Genomic DNA, 17686 nt, shown 5'->3' on the forward strand with positions numbered 1-17686 from the left:
ACAAACGAATTTTAAAAACCGATATTGGTGCTGGGGTCATCTTAACCATGATTGTAAATCATTGAATTATAAACACAAATCAAACAAACAGAAAGCAAGGTACCACCTTCAGTACTACTTAAGTTAAAACTCATGCCATTTTTACTCCTAACACTTAGGATTTAAAAATTTGTGGCTAAAATATTAATTTTATATTTTTATCAATTTTTGAGTTTATCTAAAAGAGCATTAATTGCATTTTTACGCCAACAGCTCAAATACTCACTTATAAAATGCTCAAGCTCATCGTCGGTATAAAGCCTAGAGCAACGGTCTGATATCGCTAGCTGGTTTTTTATTTCGTGCATATCAAAATCGTAAAAGATTACTTCTGCCCATTCATAATCACCAAGATCACATTCTAGCTCTTGCTGTACATCATCAGCAGAGCAATGCCCTCTATAATCCGCTACCTGCTCATCCTCAAAATATGTGTCGCACATAGTCTCTATCAAACTATATGCACTACTGTCATCATTAAATGTGACTGTACCTTCAATAATTAGCTTTACTAAATCACGTAATGAGTTGAACTTAACTTCCATATTGCTTACCTGTGAACGTGCCTTTTTATCAAATTAAAAAGGTAAGCTATTACGGCTTACCAATAAAAATAAACTTTAACTGCGTCGCTCATCGCCTTTACCCGCAACACCTTTCATTAGCATATCGAACACTAAACTCGCTATGCCTTTAGACACTAAATCGCTTGATAGTGCTTTCATGGCCATTGCGTTGTGAGTATCCATGCTTTCAATAATCGCGTTTTGGATTGCTTCAGGGAATTGGCCAAGCATGGCTTGCTCTTTGGTATTGTGCTTAACCTGATCCATTGCGGTTTCGTTTTCGGCTACTTTACCCATAATTGCATTAGCGTAATTAACCATATCGTTTTCAGATAGGCCATCTTCAGCAAACAGGTCGTTCATGCGCTCAATGATTTCGTTTAAAAGCTCAGTTTTAGGATCCTTTGGTACTGCGCCCGAGCCTTCTTTGCTTGGTGGTAAGTAGCTTTTAGGCTCTTCGCCTACTTTGTGGCCTAGCTGTAAATCAGCTTCGCGTTGTTCATGCAGCCGATAATGTGTCATTACTACATCTGTTAGGTCAACGTCGTCTTCTATTACATCCATGCGTAAGAGTGGGTGTAAGTTTTTAGCAAACACGCTGAGCTTTTCTAGGTCAGTGTCGTTAAAGTCAACAATTTGAGAGCTAAACTCGTAATAACGATAAAACGAGATTAAATCTTTTCTAAACACATCTAAAATATCTCTGGCTTCTTTAGCGTGCTTAACACTGTTTTCACTGTACTTAATCGCTTTGTCGTTGTTCTCATCTTTTGCTTTAGCCAGCTCTTTTTGGGCTGATTGCAGTACCGTGGTGGCTTCTTTGTAGCGCAACTTAAATCGCTCTACAGGCGCTTTCATAATATTAGTGAGCTTGTCTTGCTTGGCATGTTTACTGTTATAAGCGGTTACAAAGGTTTCTACTTCAAACCATTGGTAAATGCCCACCTCAGCAAGCTTCTCCATAATGTCGTAAACAATATTAGGATCAGATACGTCTGAAAGCTCAGCGGTTTGAAAGTAAACTTTAAACTCTTCTAAAATTTCTTCAGGGTCGTTTACAAAATCAAGCACAAAGGTTTTATCTTTACCTTTGCAAGTACGGTTTAGCCTAGAGAGCGTTTGTATACATTCAACACCCTTTAATGGCTTATCAACATACATAGCCACTAACTTAGGTTGGTCAAACCCTGTTTGAAACTTATTCGCGACTAACATTACTTGGTAGTCGTTAGTGTCAAAAGCTTTGCGCATATCGCGATTACGTAAATTAGGGTTCATCGCTTTTTCAGTAAAAGCATGATCAGGAATATCAGGATCATTCACTTCACCAGAAAACGCCACCATCGCATTGACGTTTTCATAGCCTTTATCCATTACATACTTTTCAAAGGCAAGCTTGTAACGAACAGCCTCTAAACGGCTACTCGTCACCACCATAGCTTTGGCTTCTCCGCCTAATAAGTGTTTAATTTTGGCATTAAAGTGCTCAACAATTGTTTCAACTTTTTGTGCAATATTGTATGGGTGTAATCTTACCCATTTAGCCATTTTAGACGCTGCTTTTTTGCTATCTACTTCTTGATCAGACTGCGGATTATCGTGAGCTAATTGATACGCCACGCGGTAACTGGTGTAGTTTTGCAGCACATCTAAAATAAAGCCTTCTTCAATGGCTTGGCGCATTGAATACACATGAAAGGGTAATGGCTTATTAGTATCGCTTAGCGGTGCGTCTAAATCTTCAGGGCGGCCAAATAGCTCTAAGGTTTTCGCTTTTGGTGTTGCTGTAAAGGCAAAATAACTAATATTATTAGAGCCTTTACGGGCCTCTAGCGATAAACGCAGCATATCCTCGCTGTCTAGCTCGTCATCGCCTTCAAGTTGCTCAGCCATTAGCACTTCACGCAACTTACGTGCTGTTGTGCCTGTTTGGCTAGAGTGCGCTTCATCGGCTATTACCGCAAAACTTCGCCCAGCTAAGGTTGAATCTTTACGTATTGCCTCTAAAACATGGGGAAAGGTTTGTATGGTTACAATAATAATCGAGGTGCTGGCTTTAAGCTCACCGGCTAGCTGGCTCGACTTACTGCCTTGTGCCTCTTCGCGGTTAACGCGCGCTATCATTCCTTCGTTATGATCAAACTGATAAATAGTATCTTGTAGTTGGCTATCTAAAACGGTTCTGTCGGTAATCACTATTACTGAGTCGAATACTTTGTCGCCAGCTTGTTTTTGTAATTCTGGGTGCTCAGTTAAGTAATGCTTAGAGGCCAACTGATGCGACAACCACGCAATTGAGTTCGACTTACCTGAGCCCGCACTATGCTGAATAAGGTACTTTTTACCCGTACCTTCAAAATCAACTGTATTTATAAGTTTAGAAACCACAGCCCATTGATGATAACGCGGGAATATCATGGTTTCTTTTACTTTTATTGAGCCATCAAGTTGTTCTTCGTCTTTTACTTCTAAGTGAATATAGCGGCTTAAAATAAGTAACAAGTTATCTTTTTGAAATATCTCGTTCCAAAGGTACGAAGTAGCATAGCTGCCATCAGCCGGGCTATCATTTCCTGCAGCGCCTTCAGCTGTACCTTGGTCAAACGGTAAAAAGAAGGTTTTATTACCCGCTAAACGCGTCGTCATAGCTACGTTATATTGGCTTACGGCAAAATGGACTAACGCACCACGTTTAAAGGTCAATAACGGCTCAGCCTTTTTAGTGGTTGGATCTTTTGGCTGGCGGTCTTTCATGTACTGCACTTTGGCATTATTGAGCGACTGCTTAAATTCTGACTTTAACTCACAGGTTGCAACCGGTAAGCCATTTACAAATAAGGTTAAATCTATTCGGCCATCATAACCGTTCGGTGAGTATTTTAGCTCAGGCACCACACGTAAAATATTTTTACTGTAGCGAGTACTCGCATCAGGGTTTAAATCGTGATCGGGCTTAAAGCTACATAAACTAAATTTAGCACCGCGGTCTTTAATCGCATTACGTAACACCCAAAGCGTGCCTTTATTTTTTAAGTTACGTTCTAGGTTTTTAAGTAAAGCATCAGCGGTTGCTGTAGGGCTTCGGTCAGTCTCTGGGTAATGCTTTTGCAGCTTATCCCATTGCTCAGGTTGCGAGCCTTTTACAAAAGCAATCACATCTTCAGGGTAAAGTGCCAGCTCTTTGTTGTACTTGTTCGACTCACCCAGTAACCAGCCCTGTGCAAGCATTTGGTCAATAATGTCATTTTGAAATTGCAACTCTCTTACTGTTTTTGCTTGGCTCATTTACTCATCCTTTTGATTTAATCGTTGCTTTGCCTTGGCAATAGAGTGCTGTAATTTTTGTTCGAGTAGTTCAACATCCATCAAATGCGTTAGGTATTCTGCAACATGAATATCGCTGCCTTCCATTTCAAGTAACTCAATTTGTTCTTGTTTTTTACTGGAGCACAAAATGATCCCAAGTGGTGGGTTTTCACCCTCTTCGGTTTCATATTTTTTTAGCCAGTTGAGGTATAGCTCCATCTGGCTTTTGTGGCTGTGTTTAAACTTTTCGAGCTTTAAATCGATTGCCACCAAACGCTTTAACTTACGGTTGTAAAATAGCAAGTCGATATAAAAATCATCGTTGTCAATTTGGATACGCTTTTGACGTGCCACAAAACTAAAACCGGCACCCAGCTCTAATAAAAACTGCTCAATGTCTCTTAGAATGGCATCTTCTAAATCTTTCTCTAAGTAGCGGTCATTCAGCTCTAAGAAATCGAGAATATAGGGGTCTTTAAGCAGCAGTTCTTGATTATACTGGCCTGAATTTCGCAGCTCAGAGAGTTCAGCCACAATGGTATCGTCTGGCTTTTTAGAAATAGCCGTGCGCTCAAACAACAAGGCACCTATGCGCTCATCCAAGGTGCGGGTTGACCAGCGTTCCTGAATGGCCATTGTGGTGTAAAAGTCTCGCTTTATGGGTTCATCAATAGCAATTAACTGGCGAATATGGGTCCAGCTCAATTGTGTACGCAGTGCGTGCACAATCTCTATATCCCCAAAAACCTCTGCAAACTTAACCATTTGCGCAAGGTTGCGTTTGCTCCAGCCTTTGCCAAATTGTACCGTTAGCTCATTAGAAAGCGTGGCAATCACTCGTTTGCCATAATCGGCTCGCTCACCGCCCAGCACTTCTTGATTGATGCGATAACCCACCTGCCAATACAACAAAGTAATTTCACTGTTCACTGCGACCGCAGCGCGCTGCTTGGCACTGTGGATCAGTGCGGCCAGCTCTTGGCTTAAGGGAGCTAAGTTCGTTAGCTTACTCAACCTTGAACTCCTTGTGGTTGCCCTTGTTCTGCAACAAAGTCACGCACGTCAATCTTGCCTGTCACAGCCGCTGAGATAAGGGCTGTTTTACGTTCTTTCATTAACTCAATAGCACTAATAGCTTTGGTTTCAAGATCTGAAACTGTTCTCAAGAACTGTTTCAAATATTCAGCAATTTGGTGTTGTTCATCAATTGACGGTATAAAACATTTGAAATCAAGCATATCAGCAACATTTAAACTTGCTTGGTTTGCTGTCCCGTGGGCGTGTAAATCCAAATGATCTCGGTAAGCCCTAGTTTGTAACAGCAAAAACAGGTACTTTCTGTCAACTGTTTCCTCATTTGGGTCAAAAACAACAGTGTTTTGATTAAGTAGGGTTCCATCTAGCTCTTTTGGTACCATTGCAATTTGACCAACAGCACTATTCTTAACATCGGGCGTACTACCTACAGTGCTGAGTATGATATTACCTTGGTTCAAATATGCCTTGGGATATTTTTTAGTAAAAGTTTCTGGAAGAAAAACGTCTGACTTCCTTAGTGATAACTCTTTAATATCACTAGCTTTTACAACCCTTATGCCACTATCACAGAAGTCAGACGTACTAAAAGCAACACCTTTCCTTGTTTTGATAAATTGCTTAAAAGCAACCCTCCCCCAATGCTCTGGCACTTCACCCAACCATTCTACGCCAGAGTCGCGCATTGGGGCATCGGGGTTTAGCCCTTTAGTGACTGCGTGAGAAATGACCGCTTGGCGCTTTTCTTTTAACAGCTCAATCAGCTTTTCTTGTTTGGCAATTAAGGTATCGATTTTAGCGGTTTCGTGATCGAGGAAACTGGCTATTTTTTGTTGTTCTTCATAGCTACAGTATGGGAGGTAAATAGCACCAAACTGCTCATATGAAATAGATTTACCATCACGAAGACTATCTGTAGAAGATTGTAGAGCTGCTATAAACGGTTCACATTTCAATAAATACTTATAGAATGCACTGTGCATATGAAGTGAGGCTTCCAGCACTGTATATGCTGGAGAAACGCACCCTTCATAAGCGCTATGCTCAATACCACCTTCAAAACTTCTAAGGCTAATCACAAAGTTGTCTTTTTCAACGTGTCTAAATGAGTTTGTTCCTTTTAATGCCAACATCACTTTAGCACTATTCAATTTCATCATCAGAGATTGAGGAACAACACCATATTTCTGGCTTGCGGCTAGCTGCTCATCAGTATCTTTAGCTGCAACCCTAACAGATGCGAAGATACGTTTTGCTCCCCAAACACTCCATTGGGAAGGTATATCTCCCAGCCATTTATGACCAGAGTTCCTGTATTCTGAATATGCTTTATAACGACCGGTCATTACGAGTGTACCTCGTTAAGTAGCTGCATAATCTCAGCCGATACCGCATCTAAATCAGCGTCAATTTCGGTAAGTGATCTTGGTGGTACGTATTCGTAAAAATGGCGATTGAATGGGATTTCGTAGCCGACTATACCGACTTCACCGTCTTGCTCGTCAGTTTTTTTAGTATCAATCCACGCGTTTGGTACGTGCGGTAGTACTTCACGCGCAAAGTAGTCCTCAACAGATTCAGTGAGCGGTACGTTTTCGTTATCGCGTAAGTCTGGGTTGGCTTCTAATTTGCCTTTAGTTTTGCATACTTCTGCTTCGTCGTCGTGTTCGCTTAAATGTTTAACTATCAGCTTGAGTTGTGCAGCGCTTAGCTTAACCGCTGGTGTTGCTGTATCTAATTCAGTAGTCAGTGCTTTTAAAAATACATCGCGAGATAAATACTTGCTATTAAGTGAAGCAAGCGCTGCAAGAATAGTGTGTTGAGCATGCTCGTTTAACTTATCCCATGCTTTGTCGGTTGTTAAAGCAGTAATACGTAACTCATCTTTTGGATAAACTGCCAGTTGTAATGGGCGCTCTACAGTAATACGGCGATAACCAAATTCTTGGTAATCAAATATTTTACTAAAGTCGTTCTCTACAAATTGGCCGTATGTTTTAACAATGGTTTCTATTGCATCTTCTGTTAGTTCTTTACGTTTGCTACCGAGTGACTTACGCATAGCTGCATAGAATACATTCTCATCATTCCCTTCAACCTCACCGCCGCCACTGCGACCACGACCGCCTGTTTTGGCGCGCTCTTTTGCCGCGTTGATAAGTTGAACCTTACCTTTACGGTTAGCTGGCCTGTGGCTTGAAAGAACCCACACATAAGTTGCTATGCCGGTGTTGTAAAACATATCTGTAGGTAGGGCTACAATGGCCTCTAGCAGGTCGTTTTCGAGAATGTAACGGCGAATTTCGCTCTCGCCACTTCCGGCACCACCGGTAAATAAAGGGGAGCCATTTAAAATAATACCAATGCGCGAACCCCCTTCGTGTTGTGGGCGCATTTTGCTAACTAAGTGCATTAAAAACAGTAACGAGCCGTCAGACACGCGCGGTAAACCCGCACCAAAGCGGCCTTCAAAGCCTTTTTCGGTGTGTTCGTCGTTAATTTGTTTTTGTATTTTTTTCCAGTCCACACCAAATGGTGGGTTAGATAACATGTAATCAAACTTTTCGGTGCGTAGCTGATCGTTTGATAAGGTATTACCGAGTTTTATATTATCGACCTTTTGGCCTTTAATAAGCATATCGGCTTTACAAATAGCGTATGACTCTGGGTTTAGCTCTTGGCCAAATGCTGAAAGCGATGCTTTATTGTTAAGCTCTAATACGTATTCCATACCTGATGATAAAAAACCGCCAGTACCCGCTGTAGGGTCGTATATTGAGCGCACTAATCCCGATTGCGTAAGCGCGTCGTCGTCATTGGTAAATACTAAAGACGTTGTTAAACGAACAATGTCACGCGGTGTAAAGTGCTCACCTGCTGTTTCGTTAGAGCTTTCAGCAAAGCGCCTAATGAGTTCTTCAAACACTAAACCCATGCCATAGTTATTAATAACATTTGGGTGTAGGTCGGTTGTAGCAAAGCGTTTAGCGACTTTATAAAGTAGGTCGGCTTCTGCCAACTTATCTAGGGTGTTAAAAAAATCAAAATGCTCAAAAATTTCACGCGCATTAGGGCTAAATGACAGTATGTAGCTTTCTAGGTTACTAGCTACATCGGTTTCGCCAAGGCGGTTTAAATCCATTTTTGAGGTATTGTAAAAACTTAACTGCGCTGTGTGAGTAAGAAGTTTGTCTTGTGCTTCAATAGGCATGGCTTTTACGGTTTCGTACTTTTCAAGCACGGCAGGTTTAGTAGCTTCAAGCACACACTCTAAACGCCTTAACAGTGTAAAAGGAAGGATAATACGGCCATACTGAGATTGTTTAAAATCACCGCGAAGTAAGTCAGCTACTGACCATAAAAAAGCAGCGGTTGAAGAGAAGTTGTTATCTGTCATTTTGACCCTTTATTATTTTGTTTTCCGTAACTTAACTTACCATATCACTTGATACGCTATTTTTTAAGCAAGATTTAAGGATTATTTACCAGCACTGGAGGCAGTACTTTTTATTAAGGGTATTGTAACCTTTATTATGTTGTATGGTAGAGAAGCTTTATCAAATTAAGGTAATATTCATAATTAACAAAATAGTAATCTATAAATAACTCATAGCTTTAAAACGGAATTAAATTATGAAAAAGGAAGAAGTAGACGCACATGTTAGAAGTGTTGTAGATAAGCTAATTGAGCAAATGCAGGAGAACTTGGGGGAATGGATAGCACCTTGGCATAATGGCTTTTTAGAACCTAAAAATGCCATTACACACCACCTTTTTAGTGGAATGAATGCAACGCTACTTTGGGCGTCTACCCTTGATAATACATTTCAATCGGATGAGTGGGCTACACTTAAACAATGGAATACAAAAAAAGCTAAGGTAAAAATTCGCTCAAAGGGGACGCGTTTATTTCGCCCTATTTACGCTAAGAAAAATAACCCCAGTGATGAAGATTATATTATTTATTTTAAACCTTATACTGTATTCAACGCTGACCAAGTAAATAATTACAATTCAGCACACCCTGACTTATTTGCAGATGATATGCCGATAGATCCGAGTGCTGATAAATTTATAGCCCGATGCAAAGCCAGTATTACTCATGGCAATACCAATGCATTTTATAGAGTATACGAAGATAAAATATACCTGCCATTCCCCACTAATTTTGTAGATAGTTCTCATGGGAGCAAAAAGCATAATTATTATGCTACTGCTATTCATGAGTTAATTCATTGGAGTGGTCATGACACTAGAATGAAGCGCAACTTAGCTAACAATAGTACTGAGCAGTATGCATATGAAGAGCTTGTTGCTGAACTAGGTGCTGCAATTATATGTACGCGGCTTGAAAATACAATTACACCAAGAACAGATCATGCAGCTTATTTGAAGTCTTGGATAAAGCATTTAAAAGATGATTTTCGTTACTTATTTAAAGCCGTAGATGATGCAAAAAAAGCAGTACACTTTTTGTATGAGTTAACAGGCATTGAAAATGCTGATGTGGATTGTGAAGATAAAGAGTTTGAACAACTTAATGATAGTGAAGCAGTAGAACCAGATAAAATAATTCTTACAGATTTTGTAAGTACGCTAAAGGTTAGTGCGTGCTGTATCCATTGTCATGAAAGTTATAGTGTTACGTTAACCCGTTATGAAAATTTATCGTTTTGTGAGCAATGCTCTAAACCAAATAAACACCTTATTGAGTGGTAATTGCTGAATATTTTATTAGGGTTGTGGTAACGAGAGGGCTTATCGTAAAACAGGAACAAACCGTTTGAATGTGCTTTAATATGTTCCAAAATAAAATATAAAACCATTATTATCATAGTCTTAGTTATTTTAGATTGTTCCGGTTTGTTCCGCATTGTTCCGGTTGCTATACATAGTAAACCGAGACACACCTTAACACTTTGAAGGCTTTCACAAACATTTAGCACGCGTGAAAAGTTAACAATAATACACATTTCAATTGATTCGACTTGTTCCATAATGTTTTGTTTGTGGCGGTTTCTTTCCCTTACTTCTCACTTTAGCCAAATAAGAAATACGCCATATAGCCTCTTGAAGTGAATCGTAATCACCTCGCATAATGTTGTAGTAGCAGTGCTTTGGGGTATATTGTGAACCTTGTAGCTGGTACTCCCAGATAGCTTTTACCTTAATTAAAATATCATACGGATGACGTACTTTATGACCATCGAGCATCAAAACGTAGTGGTAATGTTGTTGCTTAGCGGTTTCAATCTCACGACACCAAATAAAACCTACCCGTTTTAAGTTATATGCTCGCTTAAGCCACCTAAATAGGATTCGATTAAATTTTGTAATTATTTGATTATCCGACGAGTACTCGTAAAGGCGGAGATCGAAACGAATTAGGTGTACTTTGCTATGATGCTTTAATATCATATCAACTTGGTTTATCATCTTCTTGGCCATAGTTAAGTAAATACCACTATGCTGACCGTTCACCCAGAACACCTGATCATTGACCTCAATAGCCCTAACCTTAACCTTATAAGACATACAACACTCAAGAGATATTATTAATTACCTAGTGGCGTGTTAGTCACTACTATCGCCATTCAATAAGTATGAATTTAAAGCGTCATGGCCTTACTAATAATTTATAGGGTCAAAAACCTATAAATAGCGACCAATAAGCGTTTTTTAAATCCATACAATGCATTCAGTGTAAGCGAGTACTAACATTGTTTAGCTAGGTAATTAACGTTATGCTTAAACGTGCTGGTGGTTTAACTTCCACATTGCGCCACCAGCACACCATTGATAAGTCGCATTGAAATTAACTTTCTTTGCGGCTTTCCTCGTTTTTATACAATGCTTGCTGCTCATCCGTCATCGACAAAACCAATATCGGAAATGGTGTTAATCGACCCGTTGATGGACATTCGGCCTCTTTATCTTCTACTGTAAATAAGTAGCCTTTTCGTTTAATTGCACATACCACATCTTGCAGGTCATCAATTCCAATATAGCGAGCCATATTAGTATTTATTGTTAGCCCTTGGCTTATCACACTCAACACATAATTCGACTCTTTTTGGCAATCGTTTGGCTCTGGCAAGCCTAGCTCTAAGCATTTATTTCTAGGGATCATAACTGCAATTCCTTTATGCCACGATTACTAATAATACTTTGCACTAATGCTTTTAATTGTTGCTCTGTGTAGCCTGCAATCATTGCTTGGACTACTTTGTCACATTCACTTTCAACAAAGCCAACAGCTCTTACTCCCAAACTTATGGGTGTAGGAAATAGGCCATCATTAATGCGGTTATAGAGTGTAGATTTTGACCAGCCAGTTTTATTTAAAACTTCAGGTCTGCGGATAATTTTAGAAAAACTTTTAATGTTCATATTTAATTGCCTTAGTACGTTATGAAATAGTTCAGGCATATTAAAAACCATTAGCATGGGGGTAAGGCAATACGGTCCGGCAACTAAATTTTAGGGGGGATGGAAGGGGTAATGGGGGTCCCCCCGCTAAAAATATGACCTTTTATTTCGATTTTACTATAGAAGCTATAACTTGAGCCTTTTTTTGACTTAAACCTGGAATATATTCCGAACCATCCAGTTGAAGAATATTACGACGAAAAGCCTCTCCTATTAACCAGTCTTCAATTACTTTATTTTTTGGCAAAGTTTTTTCATCTCTACAGAATTTATCATAAGCATCAATTGCTAACTGAAGCTCTAATGGATATTGAGGTTCTTGCTGGTAAGGTGCTTTAAAATCCATATCACCGTTTCCCCCATCAAGGTTTTCATTTCCTATGTCCTCATCAAAAATTCCATTTAATGTGTTATCCCAAAAATCATCTTTTTCTGCAATATCTTTAATTGGTAATCTTAGCTGGGCACAATAATCGACAAAATCGTGATAGTAATAATAAATAGTTGCGTAGTTTGTATTGAAAAAACGATCGGGAGTCAGATCTTCATTATTACTTAACTCAGGTCTAGAACAATAGGCACCACACTTATATACATAGGAGTGAATATGGTGTTCTTCCCCTCTATCATCAATATAGGTATCGAAAAAGAATGGCTTTATTTTAATAAAGCCAGTCACATATAAATCTTCATTACGCCCTGAATCTGTCAAAATCCCATCGTAATAAATGTAGTTATCTAGTTTAGTAATAATAGATCCTATGTTTATATCGATGCACTCTTGCAACTGCTCTTTGGTAAAAAAGTCATTTTTAAAGTCATTTTCTTTATTCATTTTTTTATTATCCATAATAACCTCAACCCACTATTTTTAGAGTAGCATTAGAGACACCGACCTTGCCTTGCTTAGCTAACTCTATATATTCAGACCACCAGCTCATCATTACTCGCCTACGCTCTAAGTAATCCGCTCGGTTGTATGCTCGCCTTACTTCGTTTTTATCAACGTGGGCCAATGCGGCTTCAACTACATCACCTTCAAAGCCATGTTGATTTAATGCCGTACTGGCAATAGACCGCATGCCGTGAGCAACTAAACGATTTTCATACCCCATACGCTTTAAAGCCATGTTCGCAGTTTGTTCATTAAGATGAGAACGGGGATTTCTATCACCCGGAAATATATGCTCTCGATGACCACTGATTGGCTTTAACCTATTTAGTAACTCTATTGTTTGATCTGTTAGTGGAACATTATGTCCGCGCTTCTTCTTCATTCGCTCTGCTGGAATCTCCCACACCTTATTTTCAAGGTTGATTTCTCGCCATGTCGCACCAGCGGCTTCGCTTGGTCTAACCATGGTATGTAGTTGCCACTCGATTAAAAGACGAGTAACAAGCTTTATACTCGCATAACTAAGGTCTTTCATTAACTCAGGAAGTTCTTCAGGTGGGATAGTAGGCATGTTTTCTTTGACTGGCTTTTGAAAAGCAGCCCTTAAGCCAGATAACGGGTTGGCGTGTATTAGCCCTGTATTGACAGAATAGGTCATTATTTCATTTAACCTTTGGCATAAGCGTTTAACCGTTTCCAAACTTCCCTTCGCAGCTAAAGGCTTTATTACCTCAATAACTTTTGGTGCCGTTACTTTACTTATAGGTAGTTTTCCTAACTCTGGAAATAGGTGATTTTCTAGCGAGCGCCATAAATCAATGCCGTAGTTTTCACTTACTTGCGTTTTCTTTATTTCAAACCAATTAGTAGCAACATGCTTGAAGGTGTTTGATACTGCCTCTAACTGTATACGCTCATGATCATCTTTATATTCTTTGGGATCGATGTCTTTAGCTAGTAACTCTCTAAATTTTGATTTTAGTTTACGAGCATCCGCTAAAGATATAGCCGGGTATCCACCTAAACCAATACTGGTCCGTTTTTTGTTGTAGGGTTTGTAATAGTCTAGCAACCAAGATTTGTTGCCGTTAGGTTTAACTCTAAGTTGCAAGCCGTCACCATCAGATAGTTTATATACTTTCTCTTTTCCCTTGGCTTGCTTAACTTCCGTATTGGTTAGTGGTTTTGTTTTTGCCATAAAGTAGTACCCGATTTTCTTTAATTAAAGTGGTACCACCAAATGTACTACTTTAAAATCTGGATGTCACTGTTCATTAAAAACTCTACTTGGAATCGTAACTTGGCGAAAAGCCAGCAATGCGGGGGGTTCAAGGCAAAAAAAAGACGCCTATTGGCGTCTTAGTTTTTTAAGTGGTGGAGCTGGGGGGATTTGAACCCCCGTCCGAAAAGCCTCGACCGTCGGTACTACATGTTTAGTATTGTCATTTAATTAACCTTTAAATCCCGGACAAACACGGTAAGTAAAGGCGAGGCCGCTTAGTTTTAACGCTTCAACCCCGGCCAGGGTTTCCATCGCGATCAGGTGTTAGGGTGACACTCCAGAATCCAGTCCACAAGAATACATGGAAGGAGCGCTAGCCAGCCTAAGCTGCTAGAGAGTAGTTATCGTCGTTTGCGATTACTTTAGATTGCGGCTTTTTTACGAGGCAAACCGCACCTCGACATGCACCTTGGGCTTCTTGAATTCCGTCGAATCCTAATCAGCCCCTGAATTAGTAAACTCATTCAGAGCGTGCAAGCAGTATAACTGAGTAAAGTGATGATACTCAAGGCTTAATAACGCTTTATTTGATTTACACAGGCTAACTGCATATTTAGCAACCAAATTAGCAATAATGTATTAGCCACAGTAAACATTTACTTAACAATATGGCAAACCTGTGTTCAAATAAGGGATTAGCCAGCTAGTGCTAAAGGTTTAGTTGTAACTGTAAAGGTTAAGAATAATAACAGGCATAAGAAGTAGGGATTTAAAATGTCGGTTTTTTCATTAGATAAAAATACAGGGTGTGTTTCTTTAATTAAACATCCTATTGATAGCGGTTTTCCGGTCACAAGCACTCAATTAATTGAAATGTTTGAACAATCTGAATTTGGCGAGTATGAAACTATTACAGCTAATATCGGGAAACTTTTTGCGCCTTCTAAAAACCACAAAGAAGTATCTTTAGTGATTGCTAAAGCAGTGGATGCCACTATTGCTATTAATATTGATGAAAAGAATATGGTCGCAGAGGCCACTATTACTACAGCTAAAGGTGGATCACTGCTAACAATGGAAGATGCCCAAGAGGCGCTTAGCCAAGCAGGTGTAAAAAAAGGGATTAGTCCGCGTGCGCTTGATAGTTTTTTAGGCCAACAGTTTGAAAAAGCTTCAGGTGTAGCATATAGCGCTATTGTAGCCCATGGCCGCAATCCTAAAGAAGGTAGCGATGCTAAATTTGTTCGCCTTTGTTCAACAGCACAAGATCGCGTTTTAAGCCCGCAAGCAACCGCTGGCGGTAAAGTTGATATGAAAGATCTTGGGGCTATCATTACTGTTAAACCGGGTACTCCTCTTATGCAACGTATAGCCGCCACCCAGGGTGAAGACGGATACACGGTGTTTGGCGATATTATCCCTGCCTCGCCAGGAAAAGAACTTGAACTACAACCCTTTGAAGGAACAAAAATAGACCCAACAAACCCTAATTTACTGATTGCAGATTGCAAAGGCGTTCCTGTTGCGCTTCCGCGTGGAATGCGCGTTGACGACGTTTTATGTTTCGATAATGTAGATGTAAGTACAGGCCACATTGATTTTGACGGCAGTGTAATTATTAGTGGCGATATAAAAGACGGAATGCGAGTAAAAGCAAAAGGTGACATTACTGTTTTAGGCTTTGTTGAATCAGGGATTGTGCAAAGCGAAAGTGCTGTAACTATTGTATTAGGTGCCATAGGCCGAAATCGTGAAAACGAAGAAGCATTTACTTGCCGTATTTCAGCCAAACGTACAATTTCTATAGGCTATGCTCAATATTGTGACATTAAGACTGAACAAAGTTTATTCATAGAGCGCCAAGTATTACATTGTGACCTAACAGCTAAACGTTTAATACGTGTTGGCAAAGCCGATAACCCTCGTGGCAAAATTATTGGTGGTAATATATTTGATGCAATGCGGATTGAAACTGGTGAATTAGGTGCGCCTGCTGGTACTAAAACGCGTGTGTTTTTAGCACAAAATTGGTTTGAACTGCGTGATAAGCAAAGCCAAATTAACGACTTTGAAAAGGTTTTAAGTAATAAATTACTGGATTTAAAAAATGCGCGAACTAAAGCAGAGAAAATAACTAACCCTGCTCAGCGCAAGCAATTTACTGATAAAATTACGGCTAACGAAAAGCAAGTGAATGCCCGCTCTCGTCATGTTAAGCAACAAAAAGCACTCGTAAAAAGAAAAATAGCCCAGCTATTAGCCTCTAGCCGCTTAAAAGTGAACGAATTAATGCACCCTGGTGTGGAGCTTAAAATAGCAAAAGAAACTAAACAGTTTTCGCGTATTTATCCCCCCCACTTCGTGAAATTATCTGAGGGTAAAATTACTCAGTCGTTTTAGGTTCCTTGGCGGCTTCATCATCGTCACTCTCATCGAGTGGCGCAAGCGGCCAACCGCCTAACTCTTGCCAACGGTTTACAATTAAACAATATAATTCAGCAGTGCGTTCTGTGTCGTAAAGTGCCGAGTGTGCTTGACTGTTATCAAATTCAATTCCAGCTGCACGACAAGCTTTAGCTAATACTGTTTGTCCTAAAGCAAGCCCTGCTAACGTTGTTGTATCAAAGCTGACAAATGGATGAAACGGTGTGCGCTTTATATTATTGCGCTCAATAGCCGCATTTAAAAAGCCGTGATCAAACGCGGCGTTATGCGCCACAATAACAGAACGCTGGCACCCTGCTGCCTTTTGCGCTTTACGCACGACCTTACAAATCTCTTTGATAGCGTCTTCTTCTGCGACTGCACCTCGTAATGGCGAAAATGGGTCAATGCCGTTAAACTCAATTGCTGCTTGCTCAATATTTGCGCCTTCGAACGGCTCAACGTGAAAATGCACTGTTTGATCTATGCTAAGCAACCCGTCATCATCCATTTTTAAAACAGAGACTGCAATTTCAAGTAATGCATCTGTCTCTTTGTTAAAACCAGCAGTTTCAACATCAATAACAACAGGAAAAAAGCCACGAAAGCGTTTTGCGAAAAGGGTTTGCTCAGTATTTGCCATAGTATTCTTGGTTTGTAGGTATAAGCCTTCTATTATGTCAAAAGTAGGTGCCGTTCGGCTAGGGACTTTTACCTATTATTTATGCCTATAATTATAGGCATACAATTTGCTTTAAGTGATACTAGCTAAGTGTTAACTGCTATATAATGTGGCAGTACTGAACAAAGCCAAATTTTTGGCGTGTCGGGTTTACGGGGAGTCTTTGATGAAATTAAAGTTATTATTAATGAGCGTTAGTATTAGCTCTGCGCTATTGAGCGTCAGTGCACATGCGGCCATGCGTAATTACTCTGCAAATCAAGACAGTTCAAATTGGGAAGTGGTTAAAACAACACGTTTGCAATGCCAGTTGAACCATGAGGTACCTTACTATGGCGAGGCTATTTTTAAAGCATCGGCGAGTAAAAATAAAAACCTAACTTTCAATTTAGATATGGTTGTTCGCCCTGAAAATTACGCCATTGCAGGGCTTAAAGCAGTTCCTCCTTCTTGGCGCTCTGGGCTGCCAGCACGCGACATAGCAAATATGAAGCTACTTAAAAAGTTTGATGGTGAACTCGGTAATCAAACTGCTTGGGAAATGCTTACAGAACTTGAAAAAGGGTTTTACCCCACTTTTTATTACCAAGACTGGCAAAATAGTGCCGATAAAATTGCCGTTGGTATTTCAAGTGTAAACTTTAAGCAAGCCTATTGGGCCTTTTTGCAATGCCGTGACGAACTATTACCTTACAGCTTTGAGGATATTTCGTTTACAGTGATGAACTATCAATCTAATAGCAGTAAGTTAACTAAGTCATCCCAGCAACGCCTTGATAAAATTGCTGAATATCTAAAAAACGATTCAACCATTGAGTCCATTAGTATTGATTCTTATACCGACAGTTATGGCGGTCGTTGGAACAACTTAGACCTATCTCGTAAGCGTGCAAAAGCGATAAAAGATTATATGGTTAGCTTAGGTGTGGATGAAAATAAAGTAAAAACAACGGGGTTTGGTGAAAAACGCTTTGTAGACACCAATGATAATATTTTAGGCCGCGATAAAAACCGCCGTTTGATCATTCAAATAGCTAAAATGTAGGGGGTTTACTTAATTGACGAGGTTACAGACTTTGCGCCGTGAT

General features: G+C 39.8%; 14 protein-coding genes and 1 other RNA gene. 3 read left to right on the forward strand and 12 right to left on the reverse strand.

Features of this window, described 5'->3' with window-relative positions; all coding sequences use genetic code 11:
* Window positions 1–200: 200 nt before the first annotated feature.
* From P20480_RS02225 to P20480_RS02205, 5 genes are all read right to left on the reverse strand, one after another.
* On the reverse strand, window positions 201–584 hold the full coding sequence (locus P20480_RS02225; RefSeq protein WP_008132485.1) for a hypothetical protein: 384 nt from the start codon (window positions 582–584) through the stop codon (window positions 201–203).
* A gap of 75 nt (window positions 585–659) precedes the next feature.
* The gene (locus P20480_RS02220) at window positions 660–3890 is read right to left on the reverse strand and encodes a type I restriction endonuclease subunit R (protein ID WP_008132486.1); all 3231 of its coding nucleotides are present in this window, start codon (window positions 3888–3890) and stop codon (window positions 660–662) included.
* Entirely contained in the window at window positions 3891–4925 is a 1035-nt protein-coding gene (locus P20480_RS02215; RefSeq protein ID WP_008132488.1) for a PDDEXK nuclease domain-containing protein, read from the reverse strand.
* On the reverse strand, window positions 4922–6292 hold the full coding sequence (locus P20480_RS02210) for a restriction endonuclease subunit S (protein ID WP_008132489.1): 1371 nt from the start codon (window positions 6290–6292) through the stop codon (window positions 4922–4924). The genes P20480_RS02215 and P20480_RS02210 overlap by 4 nt, the downstream gene beginning before the upstream one ends.
* Window positions 6292–8343, reverse strand: a complete 2052-nt coding sequence (locus tag P20480_RS02205) for a type I restriction-modification system subunit M (protein WP_008132490.1) — start codon at window positions 8341–8343, stop codon at window positions 6292–6294. The genes P20480_RS02210 and P20480_RS02205 overlap by 1 nt, the downstream gene beginning before the upstream one ends.
* A 236-nt stretch (window positions 8344–8579) precedes the next feature.
* Here P20480_RS02205 and P20480_RS02200 point away from each other — a divergent pair, with 236 nt between their 5' ends.
* Window positions 8580–9665, forward strand: coding sequence for an ArdC family protein (locus P20480_RS02200; protein ID WP_008132491.1), 1086 nt, complete (start codon window positions 8580–8582; stop codon window positions 9663–9665).
* A 255-nt stretch (window positions 9666–9920) separates the two neighbouring features.
* On the opposite strand, the gene P20480_RS02195 is transcribed toward P20480_RS02200, so the two are convergent.
* From P20480_RS02195 to ssrA, 6 genes are all read right to left on the reverse strand, one after another.
* Window positions 9921–10481, reverse strand: a complete 561-nt coding sequence (locus P20480_RS02195) for a YagK/YfjJ domain-containing protein (protein ID WP_008132492.1) — start codon at window positions 10479–10481, stop codon at window positions 9921–9923.
* 280 nt (window positions 10482–10761) lie between these two features.
* The gene (locus P20480_RS02190; RefSeq protein ID WP_008132494.1) at window positions 10762–11076 is read right to left on the reverse strand and encodes a hypothetical protein; all 315 of its coding nucleotides are present in this window, start codon (window positions 11074–11076) and stop codon (window positions 10762–10764) included.
* Window positions 11073–11336, reverse strand: coding sequence for a helix-turn-helix transcriptional regulator (locus tag P20480_RS02185; RefSeq protein ID WP_008111294.1), 264 nt, complete (start codon window positions 11334–11336; stop codon window positions 11073–11075). The genes P20480_RS02190 and P20480_RS02185 overlap by 4 nt, the downstream gene beginning before the upstream one ends.
* Before the next feature lie 142 nt (window positions 11337–11478).
* A complete protein-coding gene (locus P20480_RS02180) occupies window positions 11479–12225 on the reverse strand; it encodes a hypothetical protein (RefSeq protein WP_033025851.1) in 747 nt (248 codons plus the stop codon).
* A 7-nt stretch (window positions 12226–12232) separates the two neighbouring features.
* Complete coding sequence (locus P20480_RS02175; protein WP_008132500.1) at window positions 12233–13468, reverse strand: integrase domain-containing protein; 1236 nt, start codon at window positions 13466–13468, stop codon at window positions 12233–12235.
* 174 nt (window positions 13469–13642) lie between these two features.
* Window positions 13643–13999, reverse strand: a transfer-messenger RNA (tmRNA) gene (gene ssrA / locus P20480_RS19335).
* A 267-nt stretch (window positions 14000–14266) separates the two neighbouring features.
* Between ssrA and P20480_RS02170 the strand changes: the two genes are divergently transcribed.
* Entirely contained in the window at window positions 14267–15892 is a 1626-nt protein-coding gene (locus tag P20480_RS02170) for a DUF342 domain-containing protein (RefSeq protein WP_008132504.1), read from the forward strand.
* Here P20480_RS02170 and rnt read toward each other — a convergent pair.
* Window positions 15876–16559 (reverse strand): ribonuclease T, encoded by a 684-nt coding sequence (gene rnt, locus P20480_RS02165; protein WP_008132506.1) that lies wholly within the window; start codon window positions 16557–16559, stop codon window positions 15876–15878. The two genes, P20480_RS02170 and rnt, sit on opposite strands and share 17 nt — an antisense overlap.
* Before the next feature lie 205 nt (window positions 16560–16764).
* Between rnt and P20480_RS02160 the strand changes: the two genes are divergently transcribed.
* Complete coding sequence (locus tag P20480_RS02160) at window positions 16765–17643, forward strand: flagellar protein MotY (RefSeq protein ID WP_008132510.1); 879 nt, start codon at window positions 16765–16767, stop codon at window positions 17641–17643.
* The last annotated feature ends 43 nt before the right edge of the window (window positions 17644–17686 follow it).

This window comes from Pseudoalteromonas sp. BSi20480 (assembly GCF_000241365.1).
Lineage (GTDB): Bacteria > Pseudomonadota > Gammaproteobacteria > Enterobacterales > Alteromonadaceae > Pseudoalteromonas > Pseudoalteromonas marina.